The sequence below is a fragment of the Bacillus sp. FSL R5-0593 genome, from assembly GCF_038603755.1.
In the GTDB taxonomy this organism is placed as follows: Bacteria; Bacillota; Bacilli; order Bacillales; family Bacillaceae; genus Bacillus; species Bacillus velezensis.
This window is the reverse complement of the sequence record NZ_CP152011.1, coordinates 2,952,834-2,976,297: the sequence shown is the minus strand read 5'-3', so window position 1 is coordinate 2,976,297 and position 23,464 is coordinate 2,952,834. Positions and strand designations below refer to the sequence as shown.

At 49.7% G+C, this 23,464-nt stretch carries 20 protein-coding genes; 15 read left to right on the top strand and 5 right to left on the bottom strand.

Annotated elements, in window-relative coordinates; all coding sequences use genetic code 11:
• Positions 1–140: 140 nt before the first annotated feature.
• The 10 genes from araA to cstA all read left to right on the top strand — a co-directional run bounded on the left by araA (position 141) and on the right by cstA (position 12,553).
• Positions 141–1,634 carry an L-arabinose isomerase gene (gene araA / locus NYE36_RS14670; RefSeq protein ID WP_015240350.1) on the top strand — a complete coding sequence of 498 codons (1,494 nt, stop codon included), beginning with the start codon at positions 141–143 and terminating at the stop codon, positions 1,632–1,634.
• Between the two features lies 1 nt (position 1,635).
• On the top strand, positions 1,636–3,321 hold the full coding sequence (gene araB / locus NYE36_RS14665; RefSeq protein ID WP_053573132.1) for a ribulokinase: 1,686 nt from the start codon (positions 1,636–1,638) through the stop codon (positions 3,319–3,321).
• Entirely contained in the window at positions 3,314–4,003 is a 690-nt protein-coding gene (gene araD / locus NYE36_RS14660; protein ID WP_003152509.1) for an L-ribulose-5-phosphate 4-epimerase, read from the top strand. Before araB ends, araD begins: the two co-directional genes overlap by 8 nt.
• On the top strand, positions 3,990–4,787 hold the full coding sequence (locus tag NYE36_RS14655) for an HAD-IIA family hydrolase (RefSeq protein ID WP_064107208.1): 798 nt from the start codon (positions 3,990–3,992) through the stop codon (positions 4,785–4,787). Before araD ends, NYE36_RS14655 begins: the two co-directional genes overlap by 14 nt.
• Complete coding sequence (locus tag NYE36_RS14650) at positions 4,784–5,968, top strand: sn-glycerol-1-phosphate dehydrogenase (protein WP_094032194.1); 1,185 nt, start codon at positions 4,784–4,786, stop codon at positions 5,966–5,968. Before NYE36_RS14655 ends, NYE36_RS14650 begins: the two co-directional genes overlap by 4 nt.
• Before the next feature lie 31 nt (positions 5,969–5,999).
• Positions 6,000–7,295 carry an ABC transporter substrate-binding protein gene (locus NYE36_RS14645; RefSeq protein WP_265451130.1) on the top strand — a complete coding sequence of 432 codons (1,296 nt, stop codon included), beginning with the start codon at positions 6,000–6,002 and terminating at the stop codon, positions 7,293–7,295.
• 41 nt (positions 7,296–7,336) lie between these two features.
• On the top strand, positions 7,337–8,278 hold the full coding sequence (locus NYE36_RS14640; RefSeq protein ID WP_094032195.1) for a sugar ABC transporter permease: 942 nt from the start codon (positions 7,337–7,339) through the stop codon (positions 8,276–8,278).
• Between the two features lie 18 nt (positions 8,279–8,296).
• Entirely contained in the window at positions 8,297–9,124 is an 828-nt protein-coding gene (locus NYE36_RS14635) for a carbohydrate ABC transporter permease (protein ID WP_094032318.1), read from the top strand.
• Positions 9,125–9,145: 21 nt separating this feature from the next.
• Positions 9,146–10,645 carry an alpha-N-arabinofuranosidase gene (locus NYE36_RS14630; RefSeq protein WP_060562708.1) on the top strand — a complete coding sequence of 500 codons (1,500 nt, stop codon included), beginning with the start codon at positions 9,146–9,148 and terminating at the stop codon, positions 10,643–10,645.
• A gap of 111 nt (positions 10,646–10,756) precedes the next feature.
• Entirely contained in the window at positions 10,757–12,553 is a 1,797-nt protein-coding gene (gene cstA, locus NYE36_RS14625) for a carbon starvation protein CstA (protein ID WP_251257526.1), read from the top strand.
• A 70-nt stretch (positions 12,554–12,623) separates the two neighbouring features.
• On the opposite strand, the gene NYE36_RS14620 is transcribed toward cstA, so the two are convergent.
• From NYE36_RS14620 to sspI, 4 genes are all read right to left on the bottom strand, one after another.
• On the bottom strand, positions 12,624–13,952 hold the full coding sequence (locus NYE36_RS14620; RefSeq protein ID WP_061890762.1) for a (Fe-S)-binding protein: 1,329 nt from the start codon (positions 13,950–13,952) through the stop codon (positions 12,624–12,626).
• Entirely contained in the window at positions 13,949–15,361 is a 1,413-nt protein-coding gene (gene glcD / locus NYE36_RS14615) for a glycolate oxidase subunit GlcD (RefSeq protein WP_015417962.1), read from the bottom strand. The genes NYE36_RS14620 and glcD overlap by 4 nt, the downstream gene beginning before the upstream one ends.
• A 99-nt stretch (positions 15,362–15,460) precedes the next feature.
• On the bottom strand, positions 15,461–16,546 hold the full coding sequence (locus tag NYE36_RS14610; RefSeq protein ID WP_136396526.1) for a sugar diacid recognition domain-containing protein: 1,086 nt from the start codon (positions 16,544–16,546) through the stop codon (positions 15,461–15,463).
• A 61-nt stretch (positions 16,547–16,607) separates the two neighbouring features.
• Positions 16,608–16,823 carry a small acid-soluble spore protein SspI gene (gene sspI, locus NYE36_RS14605; RefSeq protein ID WP_003152527.1) on the bottom strand — a complete coding sequence of 72 codons (216 nt, stop codon included), beginning with the start codon at positions 16,821–16,823 and terminating at the stop codon, positions 16,608–16,610.
• Positions 16,824–16,942: 119 nt separating this feature from the next.
• Between sspI and NYE36_RS14600 the strand changes: the two genes are divergently transcribed.
• The 3 genes from NYE36_RS14600 (at position 16,943) to pheT (ending at position 21,513) form a co-directional block, all read left to right on the top strand.
• The gene (locus NYE36_RS14600; protein ID WP_003152529.1) at positions 16,943–17,689 is read left to right on the top strand and encodes an RNA methyltransferase; all 747 of its coding nucleotides are present in this window, start codon (positions 16,943–16,945) and stop codon (positions 17,687–17,689) included.
• Positions 17,690–18,050: 361 nt separating this feature from the next.
• Positions 18,051–19,085 (top strand): phenylalanine--tRNA ligase subunit alpha, encoded by a 1,035-nt coding sequence (gene pheS, locus NYE36_RS14595; protein ID WP_003152530.1) that lies wholly within the window; start codon positions 18,051–18,053, stop codon positions 19,083–19,085.
• Between the two features lie 13 nt (positions 19,086–19,098).
• Entirely contained in the window at positions 19,099–21,513 is a 2,415-nt protein-coding gene (gene pheT, locus NYE36_RS14590) for a phenylalanine--tRNA ligase subunit beta (protein WP_012118137.1), read from the top strand.
• A 36-nt stretch (positions 21,514–21,549) separates the two neighbouring features.
• Here pheT and rnhC read toward each other — a convergent pair whose 3' ends face one another.
• A complete protein-coding gene (gene rnhC / locus NYE36_RS14585; RefSeq protein ID WP_094032199.1) occupies positions 21,550–22,491 on the bottom strand; it encodes a ribonuclease HIII in 942 nt (313 codons plus the stop codon).
• A gap of 133 nt (positions 22,492–22,624) precedes the next feature.
• Here rnhC and zapA point away from each other — a divergent pair, with 133 nt between their 5' ends.
• Both zapA and NYE36_RS14575 read left to right on the top strand, forming a co-directional pair.
• Positions 22,625–22,882 (top strand): cell division protein ZapA, encoded by a 258-nt coding sequence (zapA, locus tag NYE36_RS14580; protein ID WP_007408114.1) that lies wholly within the window; start codon positions 22,625–22,627, stop codon positions 22,880–22,882.
• Positions 22,883–22,889: 7 nt separating this feature from the next.
• Positions 22,890–23,423, top strand: a complete 534-nt coding sequence (locus NYE36_RS14575; RefSeq protein WP_003152534.1) for a CvpA family protein — start codon at positions 22,890–22,892, stop codon at positions 23,421–23,423.
• Positions 23,424–23,464: the final 41 nt, after the last annotated feature.

Sequence of the window (23,464 nt, the reverse complement as noted above, 5' to 3'; positions counted from 1 at the left end):
AAAGATTGACAGTTTGATTCCTCCTTAACTATAATAAAATTGTTCGTACAAATAAAAGGATAAAAGTTTTGTTGTTTATATTCGTACGTATATTTTTTAAAAATGCAAGCGCTTTATTTTGATGGGAAGGGGAAATGAATGTGCTTCAGAACAAAGAATATGAATTTTGGTTTGTAACGGGAAGCCAGCACTTATACGGAGAGGAAACGCTGCAGCTTGTCGATAAACACGCAAAGGGAATATGTGACGGCCTCAGCGGGGTGTCATCAAGATACAAGATCAGGCATAAACCGGTTGTCACGTCATCTGAAACGATCAGAGAGGTTTTGCGGGAAGCGCAGTATCAAGAAAACTGTGCCGGGGTCGTGACATGGATGCATACATTTTCCCCTGCGAAAATGTGGATTGAAGGTCTTTCCGCTTTTCAAAAGCCGATGCTTCATCTTCATACCCAGTATCATCGCGACATCCCGTGGGAAACGATTGATATGGACTTTATGAACAGCAACCAATCCGCTCACGGAGACCGGGAATACGGGTATATCCAGTCAAGAATGGGGCAGACGAGAAAAGTCATCGCAGGCTATTGGGATGATGAGGAAGTCAAACATGACATTTCGCAATGGATGAACACTGCTGCCGCCTGGAATGAAAGCAGGAATATTAAAGTAGCCCGGTTCGGCGACAATATGCGGAATGTGGCGGTTACTGACGGAGACAAAGTCGGCGCCCACATCCAATTCGGCTGGCAGGTTGACGGGTACGGAATCGGCGATCTTACCGAGGTGATGAACAACGTCACCGACGCAGAAATTGAGGCGCTTTATGAGGAATACGACAAATTGTATGTCATCAGCGGCGAAACAAAACGGGATGAAGCAAAAGTTGCTTCCATTAAAGAACAGGCGAAAATTGAACTCGGATTAACGGCCTTTCTCGAACGGGGCGGATATACAGCGTTTTCGACCTCCTTTGAAGTTTTGCACGGAATGAAGCAGCTTCCGGGTCTTGCCGTTCAGCGTCTCATGGAAAAAGGGTACGGATTTGCCGGCGAAGGCGATTGGAAAACGGCTGCCCTTGTGCGAATGATGAAAATAATGGCGGACGGAGAACAAACCTCCTTCATGGAAGATTATACGTACCATTTTGAACCGGGGCGTGCGATGATTCTCGGATCACATATGCTTGAAGTATGTCCGACGATCGCCCTTGATCAGCCGAAAATCGAAGTCCATCCTCTCTCAATCGGAGGGAAGGAAGATCCGGCCCGGTTGGTCTTTAACGGAATCGGCGGTTCAGCCATCATCGCCAGCATCATTGATATCGGCGGGCGATTCCGTCTCATTCTGAATGAAGCGGAAGGCAGGGAGATTGATCATGATATGCCGAATCTTCCTGTGGCGCGGGTGCTGTGGAAGCCGGAGCCATCGCTGAAAACAGCTGCGGAAGCATGGATTTTGGCGGGAGGCGCCCATCATACTTGTATGTCCTTCCGGCTTACGGCTGAACAGATGCTTGACTGGGCTGAGATGGCAGGCATTGAAAGCATCTTTATTTCCCGCAATACCGAAATACATGAGCTGAAAAAAGAGTTGAAATGGAATGACGTATTATACCGGCTGGGAGGGAATTGATATGGCGTATACGATTGGTGTTGATTTCGGCACATTGTCCGGCCGGGCGGTGCTTGTCAATGTCCGCACGGGCGAAGAAATCGCGTCTGCGGTAAAAGAATACACTCATGCCGTCATCGACCGCACGCTGCCGAAGACGGGTGAAAAACTCCCTCGGGACTGGGCGCTTCAGCATCCTGCCGATTATATCGAAGTTCTGGAAACAGCGATTCCGAACCTGCTTCAAGAGGCGGGCACTGATCCAAAAGACGTGATCGGCATAGGAATTGATTTTACCGCCTGCACGATTTTGCCGATAGACGTCGCGGGGCAGCCGCTTTGTATGCTGCCGGAATTTGAACGGGAGCCCCACAGTTATGTGAAGCTGTGGAAGCATCATGCGGCTCAAAAACATGCAGACCGTTTGAACACGATTGCCGAAGACACAAAAGAAACATTCCTTAAAAGATACGGCGGTAAAATTTCTTCTGAATGGATGATCCCGAAAATCATGCAAATCGCGGAAGAAGCGCCGCATATATACAAGGCGGCAGATCGGATTGTGGAAGCGGCAGACTGGATCGTCTATCAATTGTGCGGTTCATTGAAGCGAAGCAACTGCACGGCCGGCTACAAAGCAATCTGGAATGAGGAGACGGGGTATCCGCCGGATCATTTTTTCGAAAGGCTCAACCCGTTAATGAAAACGATTACAAAGGATAAATTAAGCGGCACCATTTATTCAGTTGGGGAAAAGGCAGGAGGTCTGACCGAAAAAATGGCGGAGCTGACCGGGCTTCTGCCGGGGACGGCCGTTGCCGTCGCCAATGTCGACGCCCACGTGTCAGTGCCCGCGGTCGGTATTACAGAGCCGGGGAAAATGCTGATGATTATGGGAACCTCTACCTGCCATGTGCTGCTCGGCGAGGAAGAACATATCGTCCCCGGTATGTGCGGGGTCGTCAATAACGGCATCTTGCCCGGATATGCGGGATATGAAGCGGGGCAGTCCTGTGTCGGCGACCACTTTGAATGGTTCGTCAAAACGTGCGTTCCGAGAGACTATGAGAAGGAAGCTGAGGATAAACACATAGACATTCACGAGCTGCTCAGCAAAAAAGCAGCTGAACTTGTTCCGGGGGAAAGCGGCCTTCTCGCGCTTGACTGGTGGAACGGAAACCGGTCAACCTTGGTGGACGCCGATTTGACGGGCATGATGCTCGGCATGACGCTGCACACGAAGCCGGAAGAAATCTACAGGGCATTGGTTGAAGCGACGGCGTTCGGAACGAGGATGATTATCGAAACGTTTCGGGAAAACGGCGTTCCGGTCGAGGAGCTTTACGCAGCCGGAGGAATCGCCGAAAAAAATCCGTTTGTCATGCAGATTTATGCAGACGTCACAAATATGGACATTCAATTATCCGGGTCTCCGCAGGCGCCTGCACTCGGCTCCGCGATTTTCGGAGCGCTCGCCGCGGGACGGGAAAACGGGGGTTTCTCCAATATTGCTGAAGCATGTGCGCATATGGGGAAATTAAAAGACGGCTTTTATGCCCCGAACCGGGAAAGAGTTGAGATTTATGACAGCTTATATGCTGAATATAAAGAGCTCGTACACTACTTCGGCAAAGAAAACAATGTCATGAAACGCCTGAAAGCCATTAAAAACCGTGATTTTGCGAAAGGGGGGAGCCGCCATGCTTGAAGCGTTAAAAGAAGAAGTGCTCGCCGCCAATCTGAAGCTTGAGGAGCATAACCTTGTCACGTTTACATGGGGGAATGTCAGCGGCATTGACAGAGAGAGCGGGAGAATCGTCATTAAACCGAGCGGTGTCGATTACAGTGAGCTGACCGCTGACAAACTGGTCGTCCTGAATGAGGACGGAGACATTCTCGAAGGCTCGCTGAAACCGTCTTCTGACACGCCGACCCATCTTTATCTGTATAAAGCGTTTCCGGCTATCGGCGGAATCGTTCATACGCACTCCCGCTGGGCGACGAGCTGGGCGCAGTCCGGAAGAGACATACCCGCTCTCGGAACGACTCACGCGGATTACTTTGAAAGCGCTATACCCTGCACGAGGGAAATGTATGAAGAAGAAATTGTGAAAGATTACGAATATCATACAGGCAAAGTCATAGCCGAAACTTTTCAAAACGAACCGTATGAACAAAATCCGGGTGTCCTCGTCCACAGCCACGGCCCGTTCTGCTGGGGAACGGACGCGCTGAATGCCCTGCATAACGCCGTTGTGCTCGAAACGGTAGCGGAAATGGCCTACCATTCGCTTATGCTGAACAAACAGCTCAGTCCGATCGACAGAGTGCTGCATGATAAGCATTTTTACAGAAAACACGGGGCGAATGCTTATTATGGCCAAACTTGACGCAGCCGGGTTTCTGATTGATTTAGACGGAACCGTATTCAGGGGGCGGGAGCTGATTGACGGCGCAAAAGAAGCCGTTCATACCCTTCAGTCACTGGGCAAAGCCGTTGTCTTTTTAAGCAACCGCGGCAATCTATCAAGAGCAATGTGCCGAAAGAAACTGTTGGGTGCCGGTATCCGCACGGATGAACGGAGCATCGTGCTGTCCTCCAGTGTGACGGCATCATTTTTAAAGAAGCATTATCCTTTGTCAAAGGCGTGGGTGTTAGGAGAGAAAGGGCTGACTGATGAACTCGCTTTAGCGGGTGTCGCCCTGGCGCAAAACCCGCAGGCGGCAGACTGGCTTGTCATCTCCCTGCATGAAACCGTCACCTATGAGGATCTGAATCTCGCTTTTAAGGCGGCTTCCTCCGGCGCGCGCATCATCGCCACGAACCGGGACCGCTCCTTTCCGAATGAAGGCGGCCATGCCATGGACGTCGCGGGAATGATCGGGGCCATTGAAGCATCCGCCGGAGCAAAAACGGAGCTTGTCATCGGCAAACCGTCTTGGCTGATGGCTGAGGCGGCATGTGAAGCGCTCGGACTTCCCTCTGAGGAATGCGCCATTATCGGAGACAGCCTCGAATCAGATATCGCAATGGGCAGCCTGTACGGGATGAAAAGCGTATTGGTTCTGACGGGGTCGGCCAAACTTGGGGAGCCCCGTCTATATGAACCTGACGTCGTCCTTGATTCTATTAAAGACCTGACAGAATTAGCGAAGGAGGGAATCCTTTCATGAAACGTTCTCCTGAGGACATTCAATCCGAGTTTGACAAGGAAGGGGCCAGCCGCTCACCGATTCAAATAGAAGATATCGTGATCGGGGCGAATGCAAAAGAAGAGCTTCTCAGATTTCTGCAAAAAAAATGCTGGAATTATCCGGTCATCGTCTGTGACCGGAACACGTACGAGGCGGCGGGGCGTCTGCTTGCGGACGAATTGAGGGCAGGCGGGATCAAAGCGTCAAAAGTCATTATTCCGGAGCATGAAGCCGGGGCCGCCGCGGCTGATGAGAGGACATTGGTCTATACGCTGATCAACCTCGCGGAAGAGACGGATGTCATCATTGCGGCCGGTTCAGGAACGATTCACGACATTACGCGGTTTGCCGCCTGCCAGCGCGGATTGCCGTTTATCTCATTCCCCACCGCTCCGTCAGTCGACGGTTTTACGTCGGCGGGAGCGCCGCTCATATTAAACGGAATCAAAACGACGATTCAAACGAAAGCGCCGATCGCCTTATTTGCGGATACGAATGTATTAAAAGAAGCGCCCCGTTCAATGACAGCCGCGGGCTTCGGAGACATGCTCGGAAAAATAACATCGCTGGCAGATTGGGAGATTTCCCGCAGGCTTGCGGGTGAGCCGTACTCAGAAGCCGGGGCGAAGCTTGTGAAAGACGCGCTTTGGCAGTGCATTGATCACCGCGCTGACATTGCCATGGGAACGGAGACCGGCATTCAGATACTGATGGAAGCGCTGATCGTTTCGGGTCTTGTCATGCTTGCGCTTGACCACTCCCGCCCCGCCTCAGGAGGAGAACATCACATCTCGCATTGGATTGAGATGGAAATGCTGAAGGCAAAACAGCCTCCGATTCTCCACGGTGCGAAGGTCGGCTGTGCGTGCGCGGTGCTGAGTGATATTTACAAAGAACTGGCTTGTCACGAAAAGCTTGCTGAACTGCCGCCGCACTTTCGCGAGGCGATTCAATCTGCATATGAAGGGCTTCCCGACGGCAAGACAATTGCCGGGTGGCTCGCATCTGCGGGAGGTCCCGCCTGTTTCGATGAGATCGGTGTAAAACAGGACCTTGTCAGCGATGCGCTTAAGCATGCGCACACACTGAGAGACCGTTATACCGGTTTAACCATCATAAATGAAAATGCAGCGCTCTTTGCACATCATTTGCATCAATAGCCGCACAGCCTAAAGTGGAAGGGGTAATGACATGAAAAAAACGACCGCTGTATGTTTGGTGCTGATGATGCTCTTCTTGTTTACCGCCGGCTGTTCACAAAAACGGACTGCCGGCCGGCCGGGAGAAACAGAGCTGACGTTTTGGACGTTTAACGGTCTGCACGAACAGTTTTATCAGGAAATGGTCAAAGAATGGAATCAGAAATATCCGGATCGCAAAATCAAGCTGAATACCGTTGTTTATCCTTATGGACAAATGCATGATAATTTATCGGTTTCGCTGATCGCGGGTGAGGGGCTTCCCGATATAGCCGACGTGGAATTAAGCCGGTTCTCGAACTTTCTGAAGGGGAAGGATATCCCGCTTGCCGATCTGACGCCGCTGATTGAACAAGACCGCGATAAGTTTGTGGAAGCGCGTCTGGCCTTATACAGCAAAAACGGAAAATTGTACGGCCTTGATACACATGTGGGGACGACCGTCATGTTTTACAACATGGATATCATGAAAAAAGCGGGCGTTGATCCCGCCTCCATTAAAACATGGGAAGATTACCGGCGGGCAGGGAAAAAAGTGCGTGAAGCCGCTGGGAAACCGATGGGAACGGTTGAAACAAACGACTCCGCCACATTTCTATCCATGATTTCGCAGCAAGGGTCAGGCTACTACAGCAAAAACGGAAAATTGATTCTGAACAGCAAGACGAATACAGACACACTGAATTATGTAAAGGACATGGTAAATGATAAAACCCTTCTGCCGGCTCCCGGCGGCGGCCATCACAGCGAAGAATACTACGGTTTTATGAATCAGGGCGGGGCAGCCTCAGTGCTGATGCCCATTTGGTACATGGGACGGTTTATCGATTATATGCCTGATTTAAAAGGCAAAATGGCGATTTACCCTATGCCGGCCTGGAAAGAAGGCGGTGACAGATCAGCGGGTTTAGGCGGAACAGCCACCGTTGTGCCGAAGCAGGCTGAACATCTGAAGCTCGCGAAAGAATTTCTCGGTTTTGCGAAAGGTTCGAAGGAAGGGAATATAAAGCTTTGGACGGTGCTCGGCTTTGACCCGCTCCGCTGGGACGTGTGGGATTCAAAAGAATTGAAGGAGAAAAACAAGTACACGGATTTCTTCCGGAACGGTACGTCAATTTTTTCCTCGCTCCTTGAAATAAAAGATGAGATCAATCCGATTTATCTGCATGAAGACTTCTCTAAAGCGGCTGATCTCGTTGTCAGACAAGTGCTGTTCGATGCGCTGAAGACGCAGGAAAAAACACCTAAGGAAGCCTTGGACGAGGCGGCAGAGCAATTAGAGAAATAGGAGAAGCCGCCCTATTTAACAGTGAAAGCGGGGGAGCTTTTATGAGACCTGTAAAGACAGAGACAGCGCAAACCGTTTCTGCAGTCCGGAAGAAGCCGCGCCGGCGCAATGTGCTGTATTCAAAAAAAGCGGCGCCTTATCTGTTTACGGCGCCATTTATCATTTCGTTTCTCGTTTTCTTTTTGTATCCGATTATCAGCGTGTTTATCATGAGCTTTCAGCGGATACTGCCGGGAGAAGTTACATTTGTCGGGTTTTCCAATTATACCGCTCTTCTTAATCCAACCTTTTATACGGCATTATTTAACACATTGAAATATACCTTCTGGACGCTGATCGTGCTGATTCCGGTGCCGCTTCTTTTGGCGGTGATTCTGAATTCGAAGCTCGTCAGGTTCAGAAATGTGTTTAAATCGGCTCTGTTTGTACCGGCTTTAACATCGACGATCGTAGCGGGGATTATTTTCCGTCTGATGTTCGGAGAAATGAATACGTCGCTTGCAAACGAGCTGATGATGAAGCTTGGCGCATCACCCCAAAACTGGCTCAACAACAAAGGCACCGGCATGTTTTTAATGGTGCTGCTTGCGTCATGGAGGTGGATGGGGATTAACATTCTTTACTTTCTGGCGGGATTGCAAAACGTGCCGAAAGAATTGTATGAAGCGGCTGAAATTGACGGGGCGAGTACGTGGAAAAAGTTCCGGCATATTACCCTTCCATTTTTAAAGCCGGTGTCCGTTTATGTGTTAACGATCAGTATTATCGGCGGTTTCAGAATGTTTGAGGAAAGCTATGTGCTTTGGCAGAATAATTCCCCGGGCAATATCGGCCTCACGCTTGTCGGTTATTTATATCAGCAGGGGCTTGCATACAACGAAATGGGGTACGGGGCCGCAATCGGAATTGTCCTTTTGCTTGTCATCTTACTAGTCAGTCTTGTTTCACTGAAACTGTCCGGTTCGTTTAAAGGGGAGGGATAAGCGTTGCGTAACAATCACATGTCTTCCGTGTACAGAGTCGCGTTTACCTTGTTTTTTATCATGCTGAGCCTGTTGTATATCTTTCCGATGATCTGCCTATTGCTCGGTTCTTTAAAGCCGTCATCTGAGCTGATGCGTATCGGGCTGAATCTGCGTCTTGATCTGGATGTGATGAGCCTTGATAACTACACCTATTTGTTCAACGGGGGGAGCATTTATTTCAAATGGTTTTTTAACAGCCTGCTGCTCGGCGTTCTCACCACGGTTCTCACGCTGTTTTTTTCCTCTTTGATCGGCTACGGACTCGGTGTCTACGAATTTAAAGGCAGAAATATTATTTTCGTTCTTGTGCTGATCATTATGATGGTGCCTCTTGAAGTGATGATGCTCCCGTTGTTCAAATTGACGGTGGGTCTTCATTTGATCGATTCTTATACTGGGGTGATTCTGCCGTTTATTGTGTCGCCTGTCGCCGTGTTCTTTTTCCGGCAATATGCGCTCGGACTTCCGAAGGATCTGCTTGATTCAGCGAGAATGGACGGCTGCACCGAATTCGGCATTTTTTTCAGAATTATGGCGCCGCTCATGAAACCGGCATTCGGGGCAATGATCATTCTTCAATCTTTAAACAGCTGGAATAACTTTTTATGGCCGCTGATCGTGCTTCGGTCGAAAGAAATGTTTACGCTTCCAATCGGACTTTCAGGCCTGCTGAGTCCGTACGGCAACAACTATGACATGCTGATTTCCGGGTCCGTTTTTGCGATACTTCCGGTGATCATCATATTCTTGTTTTTCCAAAAATACTTCATTTCCGGACTCACAGTAGGCGGAGTGAAGGGATAGAGAGAGGGAGGAAATATAATAATGAAAAAAGCGGGGATTACAGCAGATAAAGAATATATCATCGGTGAAGTGGACAAACGGATGTACGGATCATTTATAGAACATATGGGCCGGGCGGTGTATGAAGGCATTTATGAGCCAGGACACCCGAAAGCCGACAAGGACGGCTTCAGAACAGACGTGCAGGAGTTAATCAAGGAATTGCAAGTGCCGTTCATCCGCTATCCGGGAGGGAATTTTCTCTCGGGCTACAATTGGGAAGACGGCGTCGGGCCGGTGAAGGACCGCCCGCGGAGGCTAGATTTGGCATGGCAGACGACAGAAACGAACGAAGTGGGGACGAATGAATTTTTAACGTGGGCGAAAAAAGTGAACGCCGAAGTGAATATGGCGGTCAATCTCGGGACGAGAGGGATCGATGCCGCCCGGAACCTCGTCGAATACTGCAACCATCCTGAAGGGTCATACTGGAGCGACTTACGAAAATCGCACGGATATGAAAAACCTTACGGCATCAAAACATGGTGCTTAGGAAATGAGATGGACGGCCCTTGGCAGATCGGTCATAAAACGGCGCATGAATACGGACGGCTCGCCGCTGAAACGGCAAAGGTGATGAAATGGACGGACCCGACGATCGAATTGGTGGCTTGCGGAAGCTCAAACAGCGGCATGCCGTCCTTCATCGAGTGGGAGGCCGAGGTGCTTGAGCATACGTATGAGCATGTGGATTACATCTCACTGCATACGTATTACGGCAACCATGAAAATGATCTTGAGAACTATTTGGCGAAGTCGATGGATTTAGACCATTTTATTAAATCCGTCACAGCCGTATGTGATTATATGAAAGCGAAAAAACGCAGCAAAAAAACGATTCACCTTTCTTTAGATGAATGGAATGTGTGGTATCACTCAAATGAAGCGGATAAAAAAGTGGAGCCGTGGATTACGGCCCGGCCGATTCTTGAAGACATCTACAATTTTGAAGATGCGCTGTTGATCGGTTCACTGCTGATTACGATGCTGCAGCATGCGGACAGACTAAAGATCGCCTGTCTCGCCCAGCTTGTCAACGTAATTGCGCCTATCATGACCGAAAAGGGCGGAGAAGCATGGAGGCAGCCAATCTTTTACCCTTACATGCACGCCTCTGTCTACGGGAGAGGGACTTCAATGAAGCTGCTGATCACCTCCCCGAAATACGACTCGGCGGATTTTACGGATGTGCCGTATGTTGATGCCGCGGCCGTTTACCATGAAGAGGATGAAGCACTGACCATTTTTGCCGTCAACAAAAGCAAGGAACTGATGGAAACGGAGATCAAGCTGAGAGGGTTTGAAGATTACCGCATCATTGAGCATATCGTGCTGGAGCATCAGGATATGAAAGCGACCAATCAAAAAAACAGAAATGAAGTCACGCCTCACTCAAACGGAACGTCTTCGGCAAATGCTGAAGGGATAACGGCTCATTTTACTCCGCTGTCCTGGAATGTCATCCGTTTATCAGGCAAATAATGTTCCGAAAAGCCGGGCTGCGCCGCCGGCTTTTTTTTTACGCAAAAATCATCTCCCGTTATCTGATAATTGTGATAATATTTAGAAAAAGAGAAAAGGGGCTGGGATTAAATGAATGCGATTACAATCGTCATAGCGTCTATATGTATTCTTGCGATCGCCTATCGGCTTTACGGTACCTTTATGATGGTCAAAGTATTAAAAATCAATGATCAGACACCGACTCCGGCCCATGTGCTTGAGGATGGGAAAGATTATGTGCCGACGAATAAGTGGGTGTCATTCGGCCACCACTTCGCGGCAATCGCCGCTGCCGGCCCGCTTGTCGGACCGATTCTGGCAGCTCAGTTCGGCTATCTGCCCGGGCTTTTATGGCTGTTAATCGGGGCGGTGATCGGAGGAGCCGTGCATGATATTGTCGTATTGTTTGCATCAATGCGGAAAAACGGGAAAACGCTTTCTGAAGTCGCCAAAGAAGAGCTCGGCCCGGTGGCGGGTTTTTGCACGGGTCTCTCGATGCTGTTTATCATTACGATCACGATGGCGGGGCTGTCCATGGTTGTGCTGCACGCGCTTGAGAAAAACCCGTGGGGAACGTTTGCGGTGGGGATTACGATTCCGATCGCGATGGGGGTCGGCCTCTACTATAAAAAAACGGGCAATCTCAAACTCGCATCAACTGTCGGGTTTCTTTTGTTAATGGCCGGTGTTGTAATCGGGCCGCGGCTGCAGACAACGGCTCTCGGGGACATGCTGACACTGGATGCGAAAACGCTTGCAGTTGCGCTTCCTGTCTATGCGTTTTTCGCCGCGGCGCTTCCGGTTTGGCTTTTGCTGGCTCCGCGTGACTATTTAAGCAGTTTTATGAAAATCGGGGTTTTTGCCGCTTTGATCGCAGGCGTCTTTTTCGTCAATCCCGCCATTAAATTTCCGGCCGTAACGGAGTTTATTCACGGCGGAGGGCCGGTGATCGCGGGTCCTGTCTGGCCGTTTATTTCAATAACGATTGCCTGCGGCGCCATTTCGGGCTTTCATGCATTTGTCGGTTCCGGCACAACGCCGAAAATGCTGGATAAATGGAGTGATATAAAGCCGGTTGCTTTCGGAGCGATGCTTGTGGAATGTCTCGTCGGAATTATGGCGCTCATTGCAGCTGCCGCTCTTGAGCCCGCCGACTATTTTGCTATTAACAGCACGCCTGAAATATTCCGCACCCTCGGGACGAATGTCGTCCATCTGCCTGAATTGAGTAAAGAAATCGGGCTCAGTCTGGAAGGAAGAACGGGCGGCGCTGTTACGCTTGCCGTCGGAATGACGTATATCTTTACGGAGATTCCGTTTTTCAGTCATTTGGCTTCATACTTTTTTCAATTCGTCATTATGTTTGAAGCGGTGTTTATTTTAACGGCGATTGATGCGGGAACCCGTGTCGCCCGGTATTTGATTCAAGAGTTTTTCGGAGAGGTCTATAAGCCGCTGAAAAAAACAGACTGGCTGCCGGGCTCGATTTTCTCAAGCGCGCTCGCCTGCCTGCTGTGGGGCTATCTTCTGTATTCGGGCGACATCAGCTCCATTTGGGCGCTGTTCGGCGTATCCAATCAGCTTATGGCGTCTGTCGGCTTAATTATCGGTGCGACCGTCGTATTAAAAATAGCGGATAAGCGGCGCTATATGCTGACATGCCTGATTCCTCTCGCTTATTTGTACGTGACCGTCAACTATGCGGGTTATTGGATGGTGCGGTATGTGTATTTGAACCCCGAAGCGGCGGGATACAACGTGCTGAATGGCGTTTTATCCATTATCATGCTCATTCTCGGGCTTGTGATTATCATTGCGGCTGTGAAAAAATGGGCGAATGTATGGCGTGATCCGAGTGCCAGACTGGAAGCTTCAATAACCGGATAAATCCGCGGCCGTCCGAACATTGCAGCATCATAAAAAAAGCAGAGAGCCGATCGGTCTCTCTGCTTTCATCTTATGACAAATCCGCCGCTTCCAAAAGGTAATCCGCCAAATGAACCGCCCGGACACGGCCTGTTAATCCTTCGCGTAAAATGCCGAGCTGCATTTGCAGAAGGCATCCGGGATTGGCTGTCACGATGACGGCCGCCTCCGTTTTTCCGGCGGCTTTCATCTTACTGTCTAATATTTTCATAGACATCTCTGACTCTGTTATATTATAAATTCCCGCCGACCCGCAGCAGCTGTCGGCCTTTTCCATTTCTCTGTACTCAGCCCCTTTAATGCTTTTCAAAAGCGTGCGCGGTTCCTCTGACGTATGCATCACATTGCGGAGATGGCAGGAGTCCTGATATGTGACGATATGAGGAGACTGCGCCCGCAGGTTTTTTTGATGGAACTTCAAATCAACCAGTACGGATGAAAAGTCTTTGAGCTTCCGGACGAATTGTTCGGCACGTTCCGCCCATCCAGGTTCATCTTTCAGTAAATGCGGATATTCCTGAAGAAAGGCGCCGCATCCGCCGGCGTTTGTAATGATATAATCAGCGTCAAGCGCCTCAAAAGCCGCGATATTCCGCTTGGCCAGTTCTTTTCCCATCTCTTTTTCTCCGCTGTGCCCGTGAAGCGCGCCGCAGCACGCCTGGCCGTCCGGGACCGCGATTTCACACCCGGCCGCCTGTAAAAGCGCCGTTGTCGCATGATTTGTCGCTAAAAACATCGTATCCATTAAGCAGCCCGAGAAAAAAGCGGCCCGTTTTTGGACGGGACCCGCGGCAGGAAGAAAACGCGGCCTTTCCTTCATGTCTTTCCGTTTCGGGGCGGGCGGGAGCACTTGTTCCATTGTGCGCAGATGTTCAGGCAAAACGCGCAGCATACCGGTTTTTCTGACGGCGGTCTGCAGTCCCGATCTTTGGTATATTCCGAGAAGATTCACGGCTGTCTGCATGCGGTTTTGATGAGGGAAAAGCCCGGTGAAGGCGGCTTTCCGCAAGAGGCGCACGCCCGGCTTATGCTTTTTATTTTGATGAATGATATCCCTCGCTTCTTCAAGCAGCTGTCCGTAATTGACCCCTGCCGGACAAACGGGCTCGCATGCCCGGCATCCGAGACACAGCGAAAGTGAGCGCTCGACATCTTCATCCGGCTCGATCAGTCCGTCTGTGACGGCTTTCATCAGGGCGATCCGGCCGCGCGGCGAATGGGATTCTTGAAATCCCGATTCAATATAGGTCGGACAGGAAGGAAGGCAGAAGCCGCAGCGCATACAGTTCAGCAATTCACCTTCATCCATGCGGTTTTTGAATTCTGTTTGAATTTGTTGCTGCTCTTTAGCCGTTGTCATTTCATCACCACCACGCGTTTCCTTGATGAATTGGCGAATATTTTTCCCGGATTCAGCAGATTTTGGGGATCAAGCGCTTGTTTGATCGCTTTCATGGCGGTGATGCCTTCTGTTTTCAGCTTCATTTCTAAATACGGCGCTTTTACGATGCCGACCCCGTGTTCACCCGTTATCGTCCCGCCCAGCTCAATCGCTTTTTCAAAAATGGCGGCAAAAGCTTTTTCGACACGTTCCATCTCCTCTGTATTTCGGATATCGGTGGTGCACGTCGGATGGAGGTTGCCGTCTCCGGCATGGCCGAATGTGCAGATGGACAGGCCGTATGTTTCTGCAATCTCGTTAATGGCTTTGACCATGCTGGCAATTTGTGATCTCGGCACGGTCGCATCTTCCAGAATCGTTGTCGGTTTCAGCCGGGCAAGGGCTGATAATGCGGACCGTCTGGCCTCTGTAAGCGCGAATGCCTCTTCCTCGGTTTCAGCCGTTTGGACGGATACGGCGGCTCCGTTTTTACAAATCGCTTCGATTTTTTCCATATCTCGTCTGACCGTGTCGATGTCACCGTCCTGTTCGATCAGCAGCACCGCTTTTGCGTCGGTCGGAAGCCCGATCTTGGCGTAATCTTCAATGACCTGCAGTGTCGGCTGATCCAGAAATTCGAGTGTCGCCGGAATGATTTTTTCAGCGATGATGGCAGAAACCGATTCCGCAGCCGCTTCAATATGTTCATAGAGTGCAAGCAGCGTTTTTTTCGTTTCCGGCTTCGGAACCAGCTTTAAAGTCGCTTCCGTCACAACGCCGAGCGTCCCTTCTGATCCGACGAAAAGCCGGGTCAGATCATAACCGGCGACATCCTTTGTCAGCTTTCCTCCTGTGCGGATGATATCGCCTGAAGCCAAGACGGCTTCAAGGCCGAGGACATAATCCCGGGTGACGCCGTACTTCAAACCGCGCAGCCCGCCGGAATTTTCATTAATATTCCCGCCGATTGTCGATATTTTCATGCTGCTCGGATCAGGCGGATAAAATAAACCTTTTTGTTCAACCGCACGGATCATATCTTGCGTGATCACGCCCGGCTGGACGGTTGCCGTCAAATTTTCTTCATCGATTTCAAGAATGCGGTTCATATGTTTGAATAAAAGCACAAGCCCGCCTTCAGACGGACATGTGCCGCCGCATAAGTTTGTGCCTGAACCCCTCGGCACGATCGGAATGTCATGCCTGCTGCAAATCGTCAATATACGGGACACGTCATCCGCGCTGCGGGGGGCGATTACCGCATCCGGCATGGCTTGCAGCTGAGGAGCCGCATCATAAGAATACACAAGACGGCCCGCCGCCGAATCATCATAATTCTCCTTCCCGACCGTCCGGATGAACGCTTCTTTTGCCTCTCGTGAAATCATGTTCTCCCAACCTCCCTGATAAGAAAAGCGTTTTCATTTAATTGTAAAGAAAAACGATTCCGCACACTATGGAGAAACATATGAAAAATGATGATATGATTACGTGCTTTTTGTATGTTGATCTAAAAAGCGCAGCGCCAAATAAAAAGCCGTTATGTCTTCAGGGCGGTCCAGCTTCATATTTGTCAGTGATTCCAGTTTGGAAAGACGGTAGCGCAATGTGTTGATATGAATATGCATGTCGTCGGCGGTGCGCTTTAACGATAATTGCCGGTCGAAAAAGGCGCGCAGCGTATCCAGAAGTTCTTCCCGGCCGAGTACATGCTCGAGAACCCGCCGTGAAAATTCCGACCTCGTGCGGGGTGTGATATCGGCAAGACACATATCCAGTTTTAAATCTTCTTCAAAGACGGCCTGCTTGTCACCGATGCCGGCTGAAAGTGCTTTATCTGCCTGTTCGTATGATTCCGTGAGGCGCTCTCCCGGAACGATCCGTCCGATGCCGGCGGTGACAGGCTGCCCAAAAACGGCGCCGATCTTTTTAATGAGCTGTGTTTTGGAAGCCGAATTTGCTTCATGATTAATGAGAATTCGTTCATTTCCCCAGCGGACAAACAGGTCTTCAGGGCATTCGTACTGCCAGAGCCGCCCGAGCTCCTCCGCTTTATATTGCTCATAACGGCCTTGAATGAGTATGATCCGGCGGTATGCGTGAAGGTCTGCGCCGATGAGCTTTGCTTTTTCTAAAAAGCCCGGAGACCATTCTTTCAGCTGCAGCCAATCAACCATAAAGGATTCAAGCATTCTCGCACGCCACTGCGCTTCTTCCATATGGCGCGTTTCTTTAATAAACAGCTCCGTCATTTTTCTGAGCAATTCTCCGAAAGGCAGGATATCGTCAGGGTCTCCTGTCAGGCCGAATACTCCGATCACTTCATGACCTGAAAAAACGGGGAGGTTCAGTCCTGCTTTTACGCCCTCGAGCCGTTTTTCATCTTCTTTCGTAATGATGACATTCCGTTTTTCGCGCGCGCAGATCAGTGCGCCTTCATGAAACCATCCGGCGCGCGCCTCGTTGGTGCCCGCGATGATCATGCCTTTTGTATCGGCAATAATCACTTCGCGGCTGTACATATGTTTGACTTCGGCAATCAATTTCTTTGCCAGTTCCGGCTGTAACTGCATGGCGATCCCCCTCGCCATTATTATACAAAAAAAACCGGGTGTCCCATCACCCGGTTCATGCTTATTGCGCAGGTTTTAATCCGCCTTCAAGTGTTTTGAGCATTTCATTTTTTTCTGAGTCCGACGCATGCTGCCAAAGAACTTCGAATAAGACGCCTAGGCCCGGAAGCATTTTTTCTTCACCGCTTTGGATGGCGTCAACGATAGTATGCTCCAGCTGATCCTGGTTATTGCCGGTTACATTGGCAATAACGGCATTGCGTAAATTAAGATCCATTACAACCGCTCCTTTTTCTGAATGTGATACGCATATTCTTACCGCGCACGCGGTTTATTATGTGCTGTTCTTAAGATATAATAACAACATGCATGAAAAAAGGAGAGCACAGACATAAAGTGAAACGAATCGACTCTGCAAAAAACCAAAAAGTGAAGGACTGGAAAAAACTTCACACAAAAAAAGAGAGACTTAAAACGAATACATTTCTGATAGAAGGAGAGCATCTGGCAGAAGAAGCGCTCAAATCAAAGGGAACGGTAAAAGAAATTCTCGTAAACGATGAGAGCGCCATCCCGGCCGATCTGGACATGAGCATTCCGTGCTACGTGCTGAGCGAAGACGCGTTTTCAGCCGTGACGGAAACAGAAACGCCGCAGCGGATCGCCGCGGTCTGCCATATGCCGGATAAGAGGCCTGATCAGCTGAAGCGGCTGCTTCTGATTGATGCCGTGCAGGATCCGGGGAATTTAGGAACAATGATCAGAACGGCAGATGCGGCGGGAATCGACGCCGTTGTCCTTGGTGAGGGAACAGCAGACCCGTACAATGGAAAAACGCTGCGTTCAGCACAAGGATCTCATTTTCATATTCCCATTTTGAAACGTCCGCTTGATGAGTTCACCGCTGAGCTGAAATCACAAGGCGTCGCGATCTACGGCACGGCGCTTGAAAACGGTGCGGCTTATCAAAGCGTGAAGCCTGAAGAATCGTTCGCGTTAATCGTCGGGAACGAGGGGGCGGGAGTGGACGCCGGCCTTCTGCAAAAAACGGATCTCAACCTGTACGTTCCGCTGTACGGGCAGGCGGAATCGCTGAATGTGGCGGTAGCGGCCGCCATCCTCGTTTATCATCTCAGAGGATAGGTTGCGAAAAGCCTTGGATTTCACTATAATAGATAGCAATAATGTAAAAACCGTGACAGAGGACGTCAATTTTTGCACACACTGCCTTCCAGGGAGAAAATGCCGCTGACTGAGAGCATTTTTATCGCAGCACAAAAATTGATTTTCACCTCTCGAGTTGTCACCGGGACCGCGCCAAACGCGCGTAAAGGTGAACCGGAACGATCGTTTCCGTTATGTCAATGAAGCTGTCGGCAGATGAAGTCTGCCTTAAAAAGGGTGGTACCGCGGCCACAACTCGTCCCTTCTCTCAAGGGGCGGGTTTTTTTGTTTTCTGAAAAAGGCATAGAACGGTTTGGTTTACATAAAAGGAGGATGCATGATGGAAGAGAAGCTTAAACAGCTCGAACTGGAAGCTGCAGAAAAAGTAGAAGCGGCGGGTTCATTAAAAGAAGTTAACGACATTCGGGTGCAATATCTCGGAAAAAAAGGGCCGATTACAGAAGTTCTCCGCGGCATGGGCAAACTGTCCGCCGAAGAGCGCCCGAAAATGGGAGCGCTCGCCAATGAAGTGAGAGAGCGCATTGCAGCAGCCATTACGGCGAAAAATGAACAGCTTGAACAAGAAGAAATGAATAAAAAACTCAGCAGCCAGACGATTGACGTCACATTGCCGGGCAGTCAGGTAAACATCGGCGGACGCCATCCGCTGACGGTCGTTATTGAAGAAATTGAAGATTTATTTATCGGCATGGGATATACCGTCGAAGAAGGCCCTGAAGTGGAAACGGATTATTACAACTTTGAGGCGCTGAACCTGCCGAAGGAACATCCGGCCCGCGACATGCAGGACAGCTTTTACATTACAGAAGAAATGCTGATGAGAACGCAAACGTCACCGGTGCAGACGCGCACGATGGAAAAGCATAAAGGAAAAGGCCCCGTCAAAATCATTTGTCCCGGTAAAGTGTATCGCCGCGACAACGATGACGCGACACATTCCCATCAATTCATGCAGATCGAGGGTCTCGTCGTCGACCGCAAAATCAGCATGAGCGATCTGAAAGGCACGCTTGAATTGGTCGCCAAAAAAATGTTCGGCCAAGATCGTGAAATCAGGCTCCGTCCGAGCTTTTTCCCATTCACAGAGCCTTCTGTCGAGGTGGATGTGACCTGCTTTAAGTGCGGCGGACAAGGCTGCTCCGTCTGCAAAAAAACAGGCTGGATCGAAATTCTCGGCGCCGGCATGGTTCACCCGAACGTGCTGAAGATGGCCGGATTCAATCCTGAGGAATACCAGGGTTTTGCTTTCGGAATGGGTGTTGAACGTATCGCGATGCTGAAATACGGCATTGAAGATATCCGCCATTTCTATACCAATGATGTCAGATTCATTTCGCAGTTTAAACAGGCGTAAGAGGAGGATACACATGTTTGTTTCTTATAAATGGTTAGAAGATTACGTTGACTTGCAGGGAATCGACCCGGCCGTGCTTGCAGAAAAAATTACGAGAGCCGGTATTGAAGTTGAGGGTATCGAGTATAAAGGGGAGGGCGTAAAAGGCGTTGTCATCGGACACGTGCTTGAGCGCGAACAGCACCCGAATGCCGACAAGCTCAACAAATGCCTTGTTGATATCGGTGCGGAGGAACCCGTGCAGATTATCTGCGGCGCCCCGAATGTTGATAAAGGACAGAAGGTTGCCGTTGCAACGGTCGGAGCCGTGCTTCCCGGCAATTTCAAAATTAAAAAAGCCAAGCTGCGCGGCGAAGCGTCTCACGGCATGATCTGTTCCCTTCAGGAGCTCGGCATTGAAAGCAAGCTCGTGGCGAAAGAATATGCGGAAGGCATTTTCGTTTTTCCGAATGATGCTGAAACGGGAGCTGACGCAATGGCGGCCCTTCAGCTTGATGATGCGATTTTAGAATTGGGCTTAACGCCGAACCGCGCCGACGCGATGAACATGCTTGGCGTGGCTTATGAAGTTGCGGCTATCCTCGGCGCAGAGGTAAAGCTTCCGGAGGCTTCATATGAAAAAGCGGCAGAAAAAGCGGCGGATGCTGTTTCCGTTAAGGTTGAAGATACGCAGGCCAATCCGCATTATGCCGCAAAAATCATTAAAAACGTCAAAATCGGCCCGTCACCGCTATGGATGCAGACGAAGCTGATGAATGCAGGCATCCGCCCGCATAATAACGTCGTGGACATTACAAACTTCGTCCTCCTTGAGTACGGACAGCCGCTTCACGCTTTCGATTACGACCGGTTCGGTTCAAAAGAGGTCGTCGTCAGAAAAGCGGCGGAAAACGAAACCATCGTAACGCTGGATGAACAAGAGCGTAAGCTGTCAAGCAGCCATTTGGTCATCACAAACGGAAAAAAAGCGCAAGCCGTTGCGGGAGTCATGGGCGGAGCTGAGTCTGAAGTCCGTGAAGACACCACTGCGATTTTACTGGAAGCCGCTTATTTCGACGGACAGACCGTCCGCAAAGCGTCGAGAGACCTCGGATTGAGAAGCGAAGCGAGCGCCAGATATGAAAAAGGCATTGATCCGGCACGCGTTTTGCTGGCGGCTGAACGGGCCTGCAGTCTCATTCAGGCATATGCCGGCGGAGAAGTGCTCTCAGGCACGGTTGAAGAAAACCATTTGAAAATCGAAGCAAACAATATTCACGTGTCTGTTGAAAAAGTGAACGCCGTGCTCGGCATGACAATCGCTAAAGAAGAAATCATCAGCATTTACAAGCGCCTCGGGTTTGCAGTCGGTGAAGCTGAAGACGTTCTCGTCGTAACGGTGCCCTCGCGCCGCGGAGATATTAGAATAGAAGAAGACCTGATTGAAGAAGCGGCGAGATTGTACGGGTATGACAATATTCCGTCCACGCTTCCGGAAACGGCCGGCACGACAGGCGGCTTGACACCGTATCAGGCAAAACGCCGGAAAGTGAGACGTTTCCTTGAAGGAGCGGGTCTTTCACAAGCGACCACTTATTCATTAACGAATGATAAAAAAGCGGCCGCTTTTGCAATCGAAAAATCATTCAACACGATGCTTGCTCTGCCGATGAGCGAAGAAAGAAGCATTCTCAGACACAGCCTCGTGCCGAATCTTCTTGAAGCCGTTTCATACAATCTGGCCAGACAGACTGATTCCGTTGCTTTATATGAAACGGGTTCTGTATTTCTGACGAAAGAAGAAAACACAAAACCGGTTGAAAAAGAACGGGTTGCCGGAGCTGTAACCGGATTGTGGCGCAAAAATTTATGGCAGGGTGAGAAAAAGCCGGTTGATTTCTTCGTCGCCAAAGGAATCGTTGAAGGCCTGCTGCATCAATTGAATGTGTCAGACCGGGTTGAATTTGTCCAGTCAGAACGCAAAAACATGCATCCCGGCCGGACGGCAAACATTCTATTGAACGGTTCGCTTGCCGGATTTATCGGCCAGGTGCATCCGGCAATGGAAAAAGAGCTGGATATCAAAGAAACGTATGTGTTCGAGCTTGATCTGCACGCGCTTCTGACCGAGGAAACAGAACCTGTCGTGTATACGCCGATTCCGAAGTACCCGTCCGTCACGCGCGATATTGCGCTTGTGGCAGATAAAACCGTTACAAGCGGACAGCTCGAAGCCGTGATCAAAGAAGCCGGCGGCGCGCTGCTGAAAGAAGTCACCGTATTTGATGTGTACGAAGGTGAGCATATGGAAGAGGGCAAAAAATCCGTCGCCTTCTCGCTCCAATATGTTAACCCTGAACAAACATTGACAGAAGAAGAAGTGACAAAAGTACATGAAAACGTGCTGAAAGCGCTGGAAGAAACGTATCAGGCCGTATTAAGAGGATAAAGAAAAAGCTTGCAGATCACTCTGCAAGCTTTTTTATTATGACCGCTTCCGTTCAACAAGGCGTTTCGCTTTTTGCGTATTGGCAAAATGAAGTTTGGTGAACGTTCTGAGCGCACCTTCTCCCTTATTGATGATCAGCTTGGCGGCAGCTTCATCGACGTGGGGCCCCGCGCCTTTCGGAATCGTCATCCCAGCCTCTCGGGAAAGCTTATCCATTTCAATTAAGAAAGAATATCGCGCAATGATAGAGGCTGCGGCGACGGAAAGATGTATGCTTTCCGCTTTCGTGCTGAAAAACGTTTTTTCTTTTACGATATCCCTTCCGGAAAGATGCTTAAAATAAATGCCGGGGTCTGCGAATTGGTCAATCAGAATCGCTTCCGGTTTAACGCCGTTCATTTTTTTCAGCAGATTGGAAATCGCCTGATTATGAAGGAGCGCCTTCATTTTTCCTTGGCTCATGCCTTTTTCCTGCATCTGATTGTATTTTTCGTTTTTTAACACAAGCAGGCTGTAAGGGATGGTTTTAATTAACAGTTTGGCGATTTCAATAATCTGCGGATCTTTTAAATCCTTCGAATCCTTCACACCGAGTTCTTTCATTAAAGAGAGCTTTGATTTGTCTACGTAGGCGCAGGCAACCGTTATCGGCCCGAAGTAATCGCCTGTTCCGACTTCATCAGAGCCGATCACTGACATGGAGGTAATGCCCGCCGGGGGAGCGTAGAGCGGATCGGCCGCTTTTTTGACGGTTTTCTTTGCTTTCGGCGCCTCAGCCGTTCCCCAGCGGGCCGCTTCTGTGCCGGCGTTTTTTCCTTGAAAGAGAACCTTGCCCGAGCGGTAGGCTGTAATGGTACAGCCCGGAGGCTTGGCCTGGAAGACGGCGCCCTGCGGAACGGCGGGAGTAAGGGAGCCGGCATAGGATTGTTTCATTTGTTCCATAGCGGAAGCGGATACTTTTATAACAGAATGGGACACGATATAATCTCCTTTTTTGGCACTTTTCACTGTATATACCAGTGTATCATAACAGCCCGAGGCTCGTCTTTCCATTCAAACGATAATCGTGGTATGATAGGAACTAGGATTCTCGCGGAATGGAGGAGAAACGTTGTCTGACGGCAAAAAAACCAAAACGACAGTAAACATTTACGGCCAGCACTTCACCATTATCGGGGAAGAAAGCAAAGCGCATATGCGCCATGTGGCCGGAGTGGTTGATGATAAAATGAGAGAAATCAACGAGAAAAATCCATATCTTGATATAAATAAGCTCGCTGTATTGACTGCGGTCAATGTCGTGCATGATTATATGAAACTGCAAGAAAAATATGAAATACTGGAGCGGCAGCTTAAAGAAAAGGAATGAACACCATATGATAGATATCATCATCTTAGTTTTGCTCTTAATGGGCACATTGCTTGGATTAAAAAGAGGATTTATCCTCCAATTTATATATTTAACGAGTTTCATCCTCTCGATTGCGTTTGCGGCGCTTTTTTACAAAAATCTGGCCCCGCATCTGAGCTTTATACCCGCGCCTGATTTTTCCGGCGGGCAGGCGGCTCTGTCTTTTATTAAAGGAAACGTAGAGACGGCTTATTACAACGCGATCGCGTTTGTCATTTTGTTTATCATCGCAAAGATTCTGCTCCGGATTATCGGAGCGGCGCTTAATATCATCGCCGGCATTCCGGTCATTAAACAGATCAACAAACTGCTGGGCGGGGTGCTTGGGTTTCTGGAAGTCTATTTATTTGCGTTTATCCTGTTATACGTCGCATCCGTACTGCCGGTAAGCGCGCTTCAGGATATGCTCGCACAATCGACGCTTGCAAATATCATCACACATCATACGCCGTATCTGTCAGGGCTCCTGCAAGAACTGTGGGCCCAGTACGGGGCATAAAAAACTTCTCTTGACCGGAGAAGTTTTTTTCAAGCTCTGCG